A 12,118-nucleotide genomic window follows, 5' to 3' on the forward strand; every position below is an offset into this window, starting at 1 on the left:
GGATCACCCGGTGCCGCTCCGTGAGGCGCGGCAGGATGCCGTCCCAGATGCGTGAGTCGCCGACTCCCGGGTGCAGCAGGACCAGGGGGAGGCCCGCGCCGCCCGCGCCGCACGGGTCACCCGAGTCGTGCGCCCACAGTTCGCCGTCCTTGACCGAGACCATGACGTCCATGCGTCGAGTGTCGGGGGGGGGCGGCGGGCGGGCCGCCAGGGGTGGCCGGGGAGGAGGACGCGAATGTGTGGGGCTAGCGTCCGGAACCCGCCGGGCCGGTACGGGGGGCGGCGCCCTCGGAGTCGGAGTCGTCGGGGCCGGCCTCCGTGCCCGGTGCGCCGGCTCCCGACGTCCCCTCCGTCCCGCCCGGCGCCGCCACCGGCTCGCCCACGATGCGGCTCGCCAGTTCGGACGCCAGCTCCGAGACCCGGCCGCGCAGCTCGGCCTCGGCCGCGGCACGCTCGGCCTCCACCCGGGCCTGCCCGGTGACGACGACCTCGTCGCGCTCCCTGCGGCCCTCCGCGCGCGCCGAGTCGATCAGCGCCGCGCCCTCCTCCAGCGCCTTCTGACGCGTGCGCGCGGCGTCGCGCCGGGCCTCGGCGAGCAGCCCTTCCGTCAGGACTTCGAGGCGCTCGGCCTCTCTCCTGAAGAGGGCCGTCGTGCCTCCCTCGACGCTGTCGAAGATCGCCTGGCGGTCGAGGAGAACGCGGTCGATACGCGGCAGCAGGCGCCCGACGAGAGGAAGGAGTCCTCCGAACACGACGACGCCGAAGACCAGCTGCGCGACGTCCGGGTTCAAGGGACCGATGTTCGCGGGGATGAGCAGCATGCCAGAGCCATACCCGCTCATCCGTGCGCAACAACGCCCATCTGTAGGGGAGTTGAGTGACGGCTGTCACTTCCCCGCACCGCGCACCCCACGCCGGAACGCCGGCCACACCGGTACGACACGCGCCGCGAGCAAGACCGCCGGACAGCCGCCGACCGCGCGGAGCGCCGCGTATCCGCGCGGCTGACGGTCTCCGCGTCCCTGCGGCGGATGGCCTCAGTCCCCGAAGTCGTACACCGTCACCGGTATCCCGCGCGCCACCAGGCGCTCGGTTATCAACGGCTCGATCCGTGACCACGTGCCGCCGGCGAGACCGCAGCCGATGCGCGGCATGTGGACGGAGGCGCCCAGCTCGACGGCCTTGTCCGCGAGGACGGCCAGGGCGGTGTCGATCGCCTCGTACCGCACGGGCACGCCCTTGCTGCCCCTGCGCATCCCCCGCTGCCCCACCATGTTGGCGACCCACAGGCCGCGGCCCACGTCGACGAACTGGACGGCACCGAGACCGAAGTCGTTCGCCGCGCGGTCGCGGTGCCACTGCCGGTACGCCTTCTCCGGCTCGGGCCAGCGGCGCGAGACCGCCAGCACGAAGCCCTTTCCCCAGCCCCCGAGGTCGTTGCAGACGTGGGCGATCAGCTTGACGCCCTTGCCCAACGGCGCGGTGGCGTCACCTCGGACATATGTGATCTCCGACATGACGCCACCGTAAGGGCTGCCACTGACAACGGCCGTGGAGCGGCCGCAGCGCGTGCTGTTACCGCTCCTTGGGCTCCTGCGGGACGGTGAGGTCCTGCGCCTCGCGCTCCACCCGGCGACGGACGCCGAACCAGCCCGCGACCAGGGCGGCGCCCACGATCGGGATGAGGAACAGCGTCTTGCGGCCGACCTCGGCGTCCTTCCACATCAGGCAGAGGACGGCGAGCAGGAACGCGATGGTCACGTACTCGGTGACGCCGCTGCCGGGGAGGCGGAACTTCGGCCGGGTGATCTCGCCCCGCTTCGCGCTGCGCACGAAGGCCAGGTGGCACACCATGATCGTGATCCAGGTGCCGATGATGCCGAGCGAGGCCACGTTCAGGACGATCTCGAAGGCCTGGTCCGGAACGATGCGGTTCAGGCCGACGCCGAGCACGCCGATCGAGGCGGTGAGCAGGATGCCGCCGTAGGGCACCTGGCTGCGGTTCATCCTCGCCGTGAACTTCGGGGCCGAGCCCGACATGGCCATCGAGCGCAGGATGCGGCCGGTGGAGTACAGACCGGAGTTGAGCGAGGACATCGCCGCGGTGAGGACCACGAAGTTCATCACGTCGCCGGCGGCCGGGACGCCGATCTTGGACAGGACCGTCACGAACGGGCTCTGGTCGGCCGAGTACAGCGAGCCGGGCAGCAGCAGCGCGAGCAGGACCACGGAGCCGACGTAGAACAGGCCCACGCGCCACATGATCGAGTTCACCGCGCGCGGGACGACCTTCTGCGGGTCCTTGGTCTCGCCCGCCGCGACGCCGACCAGTTCCAGGGACGCGTACGCGAAGACGACGCCCTGCATCACGATCACGACCGGCATGATGCCGTTCGGCAGGAAGCCGCCGTGGTCGGTGATCATGTTCAGACCCGGCGTCTCGCCGCCCACCTTGTGCTGGCTGGCCAGCAGCCAGACACCGATGATCATGAAGGCGGAGAGCGCGGCGACCTTGATGATCGCGAACCAGAACTCCATCTCGCCGAAGTACTTCACCGAGACGAGGTTCACGGAGAGCACCACCGCGAGGGCGATCAGCGCGAGCACCCACTGGGGGATGTCGGTGAAGAAGCTCCAGTAGTGGGTGTACAGGGCGATCGCCGTGATGTCGGCGATGCACGTGGTCGACCAGTTGAGGAAGTACATCCAACCGGCGAAGAACGCGCCCTTCTCGCCGAGGAACTCACGCGCGTACGAGACGAACGAACCCGACGACGGCCGGTAGAGGACCATCTCGCCGAGCGCCCTGACGACGAAGAACGCGAAGATGCCGCACACGAGGTACGCGACGGCGAGCGCGGGACCCGCCGAGTTGAGGCGGCCGCCGGCCCCGAGGAAGAGGCCGGTGCCGATCGCGCCACCGATCGCGATCATGTTGACGTGGCGGGCCTTGAGGTCCTTGCTGTATCCGGCGTCGCCGGCGTCCGCGGGGGCCTGGGAGGCGTCGTTGCGGGACGCATCCACGGCGGCCGTGTCTACGGCTTCCTTGCTCACGTGGGACTTCTACTCTCTGGTGCCCGGAAGAGCTCCGGGGTCCGGAATGTGCTCCGGCCCGCGACACCCCTGACGCGCGCGGACCGACGGGACACCTTCCCCCAGAGATCACCCCCCACGCGGTGGCGCACGTCACATAGCGGAACTTCTCACATGCTGGTCAGGGGGTGTACAGCTCCTCGACGACCTGCTTGTACCGCTCACGGATCACCCGGCGGCGCAGCTTCAGGGACGGCGTCAGCTCGCCCGTCTCCGGGCTCCATTCCCCGGCGAGGAGGCGGTAGCGCTTGATCTGCTCGGTGCGGTTCAGGCGCGCGTTGGCCGCCTCGACGGCGCGGGCCACCTCCTCCCGCACGGCCGCGTGGGCGACCAGGTCCTCACCGGCCCCGATGCCCTGTGCGGCGGCCCAGGCGGGCGCCAGCTCCGGGTCGAGGACGAGCAGCGCCACCAGATAGGAGCGGCCGTCGCCGTGCACGAGGGCCTGGCCGATGAGCGGGTGCTCCTTGAGCGCGTTCTCGACGAGGGCGGGCGAGACGTTCTTGCCCGTCGACGTCACGATCATTTCCTTCTTGCGGTCGGTGATCCAGAGGAACCCGTCCTCGTCGATACGCCCGATGTCGCCGGTGGCGAACCAGCCGTCCGCGTCGCAGGCGCTGTCGACGCCGCCGTCGGGCCGCAGATAGCCGTCGAAGACCGTCGCGCCGCGCACGAGGATCTCGCCGTCGTCGGCGGTGCGGATCTCCAGGCCGTCCAGGGGGCGGCCCACCGAACCCATGCGGAAGGCGTCGGGGCCGTTCGTCGTGACGACCCCGGTCGTCTCGGTCAGCCCCCAGGCGTCCATGATCACCAGCCCGAAGCCCGCCCAGAAGCGCGCCACGTCCGGCGGCATCGGCGCCGAGGCGCTCGCGGTCCACACCAGACGGTCGAACCCGGCGAGCGCGAGCAGCGGGTCGAGGACCTTCTCCTTGGCCTCCTCGTAGGCGGCCCTCAGTTCAGCGGAGGGTTCCTCGCCGCGCTCCAGGCAGTCGACACGCGCGCGTGCCGTCTCGTTCGCGGCCTCCACGGCCCGGCGCCGCTCCTCGGGCAGAGCGGCGAGCGCGGCCCGTACGGAGGCGGCGAGCTTCTCCCACACGCGCGGGACACCGAAGAACTGGACGGGGTGCAGCTCGCGCGCGGTGGCCGCGACATGGGCCGGGTCCGCGCAGAGGTAGACGTGCGCGGCGCGCAGCACCGGCAGGTAGATGCCGAGCAGGCGCTCCGCGATGTGCGCGAAGGGCAGGTAGCAGATGTGGCCGACGTGCTCGGGGAACTCGACGACGGAGTCCAGGGCGATGCCGTTGAGGACGACGTTGCGGTGGGTCAGCCGGACGCCCTTGGGGTCGCCGGTGGTGCCCGAGGTGTAGACGACGGTGAGGGCGTCGGTGGCGCGGTTCTCCTGCCAGGCCTTCTCGAAGGCGTCCGGGTGGAAGAGCCGGCCGCCGGAGGCGTGCAGGGAGCCGTAGGTGCGGTGGGCGCCCGCCTCGGCGGCCTCCACCACGACGAGGCACTCCAGCGGGGCGCTTTCGTCGGCGAGCAGGGGCTCCCAGCGCGGGAGTTCGCGGGCGCCCTCGACGATCGCGAAGCGGGCGCCGCTGTGCCGGACGATGTGCGCGACCTGTTCGGGCGCGGCGGTGCCGTACACGGTGACGGGCACGGCGCCGAGGTGGACGAGGGCGAGGTCGCTCAGCCAGTGCTCGGGGCGGTTGCCCATCATTATCAGGACGTGCTCGCCGCGCCGTACGCCGAGCGCCGCGTACCCGGCGGCGAGCACGGCGACCTTGCGGCGCGCCTCGCGCCAGGTGAGCGTCGTCCACTGTTCGCCGGTGCGCCAGGAGAGCGCGGGGAGATCTCCGTGGTCCTCGGCATTGCGGAGCAGCAGGGCGGGGAGCGTGATGTCGGCGGGGTCCCCGGGAAGTCGCAGGATCGTGGTCATGACCGCCTCCTGGCGCCATCGGCTGTGCGTGAGCGGACGCGTGACTGGGTGCCTGGCTGGACGTGCGAGGGAGCGCGTGACTGGCCCGGAGGGTTTCACAACACTGGTGTGCCAGCAATACTGTTGCACCGGATTGATGCACAGGAGGGCGCTGCCATGACGACGGACACCGAGGAGCCGACACTCACCGTCGACGAACTGGCCGCGCGCGCGGGCGTCACGGTCCGCACCATCCGCTTCTACAGCACCAAGGGGCTGCTGCCGCCGCCGGTCATCGGCCCGCGCCGCGTCGGCCACTACGGCCAGGCCCACCTCTCCCGGCTCGCGCTCATCGAGGAGCTCCAGCACCAGGGCATGACGCTCGCCGCGATCGAGCGGTATCTGGAGCAGCTGCCGGCGGACCTGAGCGCGCACGATCTCGCCATCCACCGTGCCGTGGTGGCCTCGTGGGCGCCCGACTCCGCGGAGGACGTGGAGCTGGCCGAGCTGGAGCGCCGGGCGGGGCGCGCGCTGGGCGAGCAGGAGCTGGACCGGCTCGCGGCGATGGGCGTGGTCGCCCGGACGCAGACACCGGGGACGTACCGCGTGGACCTCGGGCTGCTGCGGCTCGGGGTGCAGCTCCTGGACGTACCCATCGAGCACGAGACGATCCTCGCGGCCCGCACGGTCCTGATGGAGCACACCCGCTCCGCCGCGCACGAGCTGTCGCGCCTCTTCCGCGACGAGGTGTGGGGGCCCTACCGCGAACGCGAGTCGGACCCCGAGCACGTGGCCGCGATGCGGTCGCTGTCGGCCCACATGCAGCCGATGGTGGTGCAGGCGCTGGTGACCGCGTTCCAGCGCTCGCTGAAGGAGGAGCTGCGGGAGTGGCTCAAGGAGGGCTGAGCCGCTCCCGGCCCGCTTGCTACACCCTGACGTCGGCCGCGGTGGCGCTCGGCGTCTCGTCCTGCGCGGCCTGCCGCATCCGCGTGGCGTAGACCTCGGAGAGGACCTGGAGGTCCTTGCGCGCGTACGCCTGACCGGAGTTGTCCCTGAGGTCCAGCGTGGCGATGTACCTGCCCTCGCGGATCACGATCGACTGCGAGGTCTTCTTCGCGGGCCTCGTGTATCCGTAACTGATGCTCGCGTCGCCCTGCGGCGGAGCGTCGAGGACCTCGAGCTCGCGGTGGTTGTTCTCCACGTAGCTCTTCCAGGCCGTGAAGGCGCGCTCGGCGGACCTCTCGTTCCGGTACACGACGAGGTCGTAGCCGGCGCTCTCGGCGTCGTCGTCGCTGCGGTAGCCGACCTGGCCGTTGGCGACGGCGCCCTTGCACGTGCCGCCCGGGTCCTTGCACACGGAGGGCGCCTTGGCGCGGCTGTGCAGCTCCGTGGCGACCGTGCGCAGGGCGGCCGGCATGGTGTCGGCGGGCGGCAGGATCGCCTCGGCCTGCCGGGCGCCGCCCAGGGAGCCCGCGCCCTTGGCCTTGCCCGCGGAACCGCCCGACGTGCCGCCGATGGTGCGGCTGTGCGAGGACGACGAGCCGCGCTTGTGCTTCTTCTTGTCCTTCTTGCCCCCACAGCCCGTCAGGGCCAGTGAGAGGACGAGCACTCCGACGCCGACTGCCCGCGTCGTTCCCCCAGTCGTGAACCGCACAGCGGTCACCTTCCGCTTGTCGTGATCATGCCTACGGCAGGACACGACGCGGGGGCGGGCCCTCCGGTTCCACCCCTGACCAGGTGGAACCGGAGGTGTCGACACCGTCAGGCGTCGCTGAACTTCTCGCCGTTCTCGGCCTTCTCGACCAGCAGCGCCGGCGGCGTGAACCGCTCTCCGTAGCGCTCGGCGAGCTCACGCGCGCGTGCCACGAAGCCCGGCAGGCCGCCCTCATAGCCATTGATGTACTGCAGCACGCCGCCCGTCCAGCCCGGGAAGCCGATGCCGAAGATGGAGCCGATGTTGGCGTCGGCCACCGACGTCAGGACGCCCTCCTCGACCAGGCGCACGGTGTCGAGCGCCTCGGAGAAGAGCATGCGCTCCTGCATGTCCTTGAACGGGATCTCGTGTCCGGGCTTGGTGAAGTGCTCGCGCAGGCCCGGCCAGAGCTTGGCGCGCTTGCCGTCCACGTAGTCGTAGAAGCCCGCTCCCCCGCTCCTGCCGGGGCGCTCGAACTCGTCGACCATGCGGTCGATGACGGTGTCCGAGGGGTGGCCCGCCCAGGTGCCGCCCGCCTCCTCGACCGCCTTCCTGGTCTCGTTGCGGATCTTGCGGGGCAGGGTGAGGGTCAGCTCGTCCATCAGCGAGAGGACCTTGGCCGGGTAGCCGGCCTGGGCCGCGGCCTGCTCGACGGAGGCGGGCTCGATGCCCTCGCCGACCATCGCGACGCCCTCGTTGATGAAGTGCCCGATGACGCGCGAGGTGAAGAAACCGCGCGAGTCGTTGACGACGATCGGCGTCTTGTTGATCTGGCGCACCAGGTCGAAGGCGCGGGCCAGCGCCTCGTCGCCCGTCCGCTCGCCCTTGATGATCTCGACGAGCGGCATCTTGTCGACGGGCGAGAAGAAGTGCAGGCCGATGAAGTCGACGGGCCGGGCGACGCCCTCCGCGAGCAGCGTGATCGGCAGGGTGGACGTGTTCGAGCAGAGCAGCGCGTCCGGCTCGATGACGTCCTGGATCTCCTGGAAGACCTTGTGCTTGAGGGAGGTGTCCTCGAAGACCGCCTCGATCACGGCGTCGCAGCCCGCGAGCGCCTGCGGGTCCGCGGTGGGCGTGATGCGGGCGAGCAGCGCGTCCGCCTTCTCCTGGGTGGTGCGTCCGCGCTGGACCGCCTTGGCGCAGAGCTTCTCGGAGTAACCCTTGCCCTTGGCGGCGGCCTCGGCGGAGACGTCCTTGAGGACGACCTCGATGCCCGCGCGGGCGCACGAGTACGCGATGCCGGCGCCCATCATGCCGGCGCCGAGCACGGCGACCTTGCGGACCGTGCGCGGCTCGACGTCCTTGGGGCGGTTGGCACCGGAGTTGACGGCCTGCAGGTCGAAGAAGAACGCCTGGATCATGTTCTTGGCGACCTGGCCGGTGACCAGCTCGGTGAAGTACCGGGCCTCGATGGTCAGCGCGGTCTCGAAGTCGACCTGGGAGCCCTCGACGGCCGCCGCGAGGATGTTGCGCGGGGCCGGGTAGGGGGCGCCGGCGGTCTGCTTCTTGAGGTTCGCGGGGAACGCCGGCAGGTTCGCGGCGAACTTGGGGTTGGCCGGGGTGCCGCCGGGGATGCGGTAGCCGGGCTTGTCCCAGGGCTGCTGCGACTCGGGGTTGGCGTCGATGAAGGCGCGGGCCTTCTCGATCATCTCCTCGCGGGTGGCCACCACTTCGTGGACCAGGCCGTTCTCCAGGGCGCGCTTCGGGTTGTACTGGGTGCCCTGGAGGAGGACCTTCAGGAGCGCGTCCGTGATGCCCATGAGGCGTACGGTGCGGGTGACGCCGCCGCCCGCGGGGAGCAGGCCGAGGGTGACCTCGGGCAGGCCGATCTTGGAGCCCGGGGCGTCGAGGGCGACGCGGTGGTGCGAGGCGAGGGCGATCTCGTAACCGCCGCCGAGCGCCGCGCCGTTGATGGCGGCGACGACGGGCTTGCCCAGGGTCTCGATGCGGCGCAGCGAGCTCTTGATGGCGGTGCCCGTCTCGAACGCCTGCTGGGCGTTCTCGGGCCCGACCTTGATCATGTCCTTCAGGTCGCCGCCCGCGAAGAAGGTCTTCTTCGCGGAGGTGTAGATGATGCCGCGGATCGAGTCCTTCTCGGCCTCGGCGCGGTCGGCGATCGCCGCGATGGAGTCCTTGAACGCCTGGTTCATGGTGTTCGCGGACTGGTTGGGGTCGTCGAGGACGAGCGTGACGACGCCGGTCTCGTCCTGTTCCCAGCGGATGGTGGTGCTCTCGGTCATGACTGAATGCTCCGTAAAGAGGTGTGCCGGGATGGACGGTCAGAGACGCTCGACGATGGTGGCGATGCCCATGCCGCCACCGACGCAGAGGGTGGCGAGGCCGTACCGCTTGTCCTGGCGCTCCAGCTCGTCCACGAGCGTGCCCAGGATCATCGCCCCGGTCGCACCCAGCGGGTGGCCGAGCGCGATGGCGCCGCCGTTGACGTTCACCTTGTCCAGGGACAGCCCCATGTCCTTCACGAAGCGCAGCACGACCGCCGCGAAGGCCTCGTTGATCTCGACGAGGTCGATGTCGTCGATGGTCAGGCCGGCCTTGGCGAGCGCCTTGCGGGTGGCCGGCGCGGGCCCGGTGAGCATGATCAGCGGCTCGGAGCCGGAGACGGCCACGGAGACGATCCGCGCGCGCGGGGTCAGGCCGTAGCGCTCGCCGACCTCCTTGTTGCCGACGGCGACCAGCGAGGCGCCGTCGACGATGCCGGAGGAGTTGCCCGCGTGGTGGACGTGGTCGATCTCCTCGATCCAGTGGTACTTCTGCAGCGCGACCGCGTCGAAGCCGCCCAGGTCGCCGATGTCCTTGAAGGACGGCTTCAGCTTGGCGAGGGAGTCGGCGGTGGTGCCGGGCCGCAGGTGCTCGTCGTGGTCGAGGACGACCAGGCCGTTGCGGTCCTTGACCGGCACGACGGACCGGCCGAAGCGGCCGTCCTTCCAGGCCGCGGCGGCGCGCTCCTGGGAGAGGGCCGCGTACTCGTCGACGTCGCGCCGCGAGAAGCCCTCGACCGTGGCGATCAGGTCGGCACCGATGCCCTGCGGCGCGAAGTTGGTCTCGAAGTTGGTCATCGGGTCGGCGAACCAGGCACCGCCGTCCGAGGCCATCGGCACCCGCGACATCGACTCCACGCCACCCGCGAGGACCAGGTCCTCCCAGCCCGAGCGGACCTTCATCGCGGCGAGGTTGACCGCTTCCAGGCCCGAGGCGCAGAAGCGGTTCTCCTGCACTCCGGCGACCGTGTCGGGCAGCCCCGCGGCGATGGCGGCGATCCGCGCGATGTCGGAGCCCTGGTCGCCGACGGGACCCACCACACCGAGCACGATGTCGTCGATGGCGGCCGGGTCGAGGCCGGGGAAGCGGGCCTGGATCTCGTGGATCAGGCCGACGACGAGGTCGATCGGCTTGGTGCCGTGCAGGGCACCATTGGCCTTGCCGCGTCCGCGCGGGGTGCGGATCGCGTCGTATACGTACGCTTCGGTGGTCACGCGAGTGCCTTTCAGGGGTTCTTGAGGGTGAGGGGTCGGCCGGTGGGGCTCAGCCGAGCAGGGAACGCCCGATGATCTCCTTCATGATCTCGGTCGTGCCGCCGTAGATGGTCTGGATGCGTCCGTCCGTGAAGGCCTTGGCCACCCGGTACTCCGTCATATAGCCGTAGCCCCCGTGCAGTTGCAGACAGCGGTCCGCGACGCGCTTCTGCAGTTCGGTCGCCCACCACTTCGCCATCGACGCGTGCACGGCGTCGAGCTCCCCGTTCGAGTGATCGACGATGCACCGGTCGAGGAACGTGCGGGTGACGGCGCACTCGGTGGCCATCTCCGCGATCTCGAAGCGGATGTGCTGGAGCTTGGCGAGCGGCCGCCCGAACGCCTCGCGCTCCTTCACGTACGTCGTGGTGATCTCCAGGAGGTGCTCGGCGGCGGCGATCCCCGCGACGGCGATGCCCATGCGCTCCTGGGCGAGATTCGTCATCAGGTGGACGAAGGCGCCGTTCAGCTCGCCGAGGAGGTTCTCCTTGGGGACGCGGACGTCGTGGAAGAACAGTTCGGCGGTGTCCTGCGCCTTCTGGCCGATCTTGTCGAGGTTGCGGCCCCGCTCGAAGCCCTCCATGCCGCGCTCGACGACGAGCAGGGACAGGCCGTGCGCGCCGCCCTCGGGGGTCGTCTTGGCGACCACGACGACGAGGTCGGCCAGGATGCCGTTCGAGATGAACGTCTTGGAGCCGTTGAGCACCCAGTGGTCGCCGTGGTCCTCGGCGCTGGTGCGGATGCCCTGGAGGTCGGAGCCCGCGCCCGGCTCGGTCATCGCGATGGCCGTGATGGTCTCGCCGGTGCAGAAGCCCGGCAGCCAGCGCCGCTTCTGCTCGTCGGTGGCGAGCGAGGTCAGGTACGGGCCGATGATGTCGTTGTGCAGGCCGACGGCGAGTCCGGCCGCGCCCGCGCGCGTGAACTCCTCGGCGAGCACGGCGGAGTAGCGGAAGTCGTCGTTGCCGCCGCCCCCGTACTCCTCGGGGACGGCGAGGCCGAGCAGCCCCTGCTTGCCGGCCGCGAGCCAGGCCTCGCGGGAGACGACGCCGTCCTTCTCCCACTGCTCGTAGTGCGGGAGCACCTCCTTGGCGAGGAAGGTGCGCACCGTCTCGCGGAACGCGTCGTGCTCGGCGGTGAAGATCTGCCGTTTCATCTGTACGTGGCCTCCTGGAGCCCTCTTAGAGCCAGCCCTTGACGGTTTCGATCGACCTGGCCGGCTCGGGGCCGACGGGGGTGACGTTGAGCATGGTGACGCCCGCGGCGCGGAAGGCCTCGACGCGCTCGCGCACGTACCCCTCGGGCCCGCACAGCGACATCAGTTCGCACAGCTCGTCCGGGACGGCGGCCTCGGCCTCCTTCTTCTTCCCGGCGAGGTAGAGGTCCTGGATGCGGGCGGCCGCCTCTTCGTAGCCGTAGGCCACCGCGAGGTCGTTGTAGAAGTTCTTCCCCTTGGCGCCCATGCCGCCTACGTAGAGGGCGATCTGCGGGCGCGCGAGGTCGCGGGCGGACGCGGCGTCGTCGCCGATGGCGAGCAGTCCCCCGGCGACGGTCCGCAGCGGCCCGAGCGCCGGGTCGCGCTTCTTGGTGCCCTCGGCGAGCGCGGCGCCCCNNNGGCAGCCAGCCGTCGGCGATCTCGGCGGTCATCGTGACGTTGGCGGGGCCCAGGGAAGCGACGTAGAGCGGGACTTCGGGGCGCACCGGCCTGGTGAGGATCTTCAGGGGCTTGCCGAGCCTGCCGCCCTTCTCCGGAGGCAGCGGCATGTCCGTGATGCCGTGGTGGTCGATGACCTCGCGGCGCAGGATGCGGCGGGTGAGCTCGATGGTCTCGCGGGTGCGGCCGAGCGGCCTGTCGTACGGCTTGCCGTGCCAGCCCTCGACGACCTGCGG

Annotated in this window: 9 protein-coding genes and 2 pseudogenes; 1 reads left to right on the top strand and 10 read right to left on the bottom strand. The window is 70.7% G+C overall.

Translation table 11 applies throughout. The annotated features are described in order from the left end of the window. Positions 1-245: 245 nt before the first annotated feature. The 4 genes from AOK22_RS01955 to AOK22_RS01970 all read right to left on the bottom strand — a co-directional run bounded on the left by AOK22_RS01955 (position 246) and on the right by AOK22_RS01970 (position 5,026). Positions 246-821, bottom strand: coding sequence for a F0F1 ATP synthase subunit B family protein (locus AOK22_RS01955; protein ID WP_063795182.1), 576 nt, complete (start codon positions 819-821; stop codon positions 246-248). A 216-nt stretch (positions 822-1,037) separates the two neighbouring features. After that, positions 1,038-1,517 carry a macro domain-containing protein gene (locus AOK22_RS01960; protein ID WP_055696768.1) on the bottom strand — a complete coding sequence of 160 codons (480 nt, stop codon included), beginning with the start codon at positions 1,515-1,517 and terminating at the stop codon, positions 1,038-1,040. A 58-nt stretch (positions 1,518-1,575) separates the two neighbouring features. Beyond that, entirely contained in the window at positions 1,576-3,054 is a 1,479-nt protein-coding gene (locus tag AOK22_RS01965; protein ID WP_055696769.1) for an amino acid permease, read from the bottom strand. Between the two features lie 160 nt (positions 3,055-3,214). Further along, complete coding sequence (locus AOK22_RS01970) at positions 3,215-5,026, bottom strand: AMP-dependent synthetase/ligase (RefSeq protein ID WP_055696770.1); 1,812 nt, start codon at positions 5,024-5,026, stop codon at positions 3,215-3,217. Between the two features lie 156 nt (positions 5,027-5,182). Here AOK22_RS01970 and AOK22_RS01975 point away from each other — a divergent pair, with 156 nt between their 5' ends. Beyond that, positions 5,183-5,911: a MerR family transcriptional regulator gene (locus tag AOK22_RS01975; RefSeq protein ID WP_055696771.1), complete on the top strand. Its 729-nt coding sequence runs from the start codon at positions 5,183-5,185 to the stop codon at positions 5,909-5,911. Between the two features lie 19 nt (positions 5,912-5,930). Here AOK22_RS01975 and AOK22_RS01980 read toward each other — a convergent pair whose 3' ends face one another. The 6 genes and pseudogenes from AOK22_RS01980 to AOK22_RS42435 form a co-directional block, all read right to left on the bottom strand. Then, positions 5,931-6,659: a hypothetical protein gene (locus AOK22_RS01980; RefSeq protein ID WP_157872154.1), complete on the bottom strand. Its 729-nt coding sequence runs from the start codon at positions 6,657-6,659 to the stop codon at positions 5,931-5,933. A gap of 107 nt (positions 6,660-6,766) precedes the next feature. Continuing rightward, positions 6,767-8,938 carry a 3-hydroxyacyl-CoA dehydrogenase NAD-binding domain-containing protein gene (locus tag AOK22_RS01985; RefSeq protein WP_055696773.1) on the bottom strand — a complete coding sequence of 724 codons (2,172 nt, stop codon included), beginning with the start codon at positions 8,936-8,938 and terminating at the stop codon, positions 6,767-6,769. 39 nt (positions 8,939-8,977) lie between these two features. Continuing rightward, positions 8,978-10,192: an acetyl-CoA C-acetyltransferase gene (locus tag AOK22_RS01990; RefSeq protein ID WP_055696774.1), complete on the bottom strand. Its 1,215-nt coding sequence runs from the start codon at positions 10,190-10,192 to the stop codon at positions 8,978-8,980. A gap of 49 nt (positions 10,193-10,241) precedes the next feature. Continuing rightward, positions 10,242-11,384, bottom strand: coding sequence for an acyl-CoA dehydrogenase family protein (locus AOK22_RS01995; protein ID WP_055696775.1), 1,143 nt, complete (start codon positions 11,382-11,384; stop codon positions 10,242-10,244). Positions 11,385-11,409: 25 nt separating this feature from the next. Continuing rightward, a pseudogene (locus AOK22_RS42430) lies at positions 11,410-11,840 on the bottom strand (LLM class flavin-dependent oxidoreductase); the annotation flags it as partial. A gap of 3 nt (positions 11,841-11,843) precedes the next feature. Next, positions 11,844-12,118, bottom strand: a pseudogene (locus tag AOK22_RS42435) (LLM class flavin-dependent oxidoreductase); the annotation flags it as partial.

Origin of the sequence: Streptomyces silaceus (assembly GCF_001419745.1) — a bacterium.
Classification (GTDB): domain Bacteria; phylum Actinomycetota; class Actinomycetes; order Streptomycetales; family Streptomycetaceae; genus Streptomyces; species Streptomyces silaceus.

Bases quoted from the DNA above. Each gene is read 5' to 3' on its own strand.
- AOK22_RS01955 (WP_063795182.1), bottom strand. From the start codon at position 821: ATGCTGCTCATCCCCGCGAACATCGGTCCCTTGAACCCGGACGTCGCG.
- AOK22_RS01960 (WP_055696768.1), bottom strand. From the start codon at position 1,517: ATGTCGGAGATCACATATGTCCGAGGTGACGCCACCGCGCCGTTGGGC.
- AOK22_RS01975 (WP_055696771.1), top strand. From the start codon at position 5,183: ATGACGACGGACACCGAGGAGCCGACACTCACCGTCGACGAACTGGCC.
- AOK22_RS01970 (WP_055696770.1), bottom strand. From the start codon at position 5,026: ATGACCACGATCCTGCGACTTCCCGGGGACCCCGCCGACATCACGCTC.
- AOK22_RS01995 (WP_055696775.1), bottom strand. From the start codon at position 11,384: ATGAAACGGCAGATCTTCACCGCCGAGCACGACGCGTTCCGCGAGACG.
- AOK22_RS01985 (WP_055696773.1), bottom strand. From the start codon at position 8,938: ATGACCGAGAGCACCACCATCCGCTGGGAACAGGACGAGACCGGCGTC.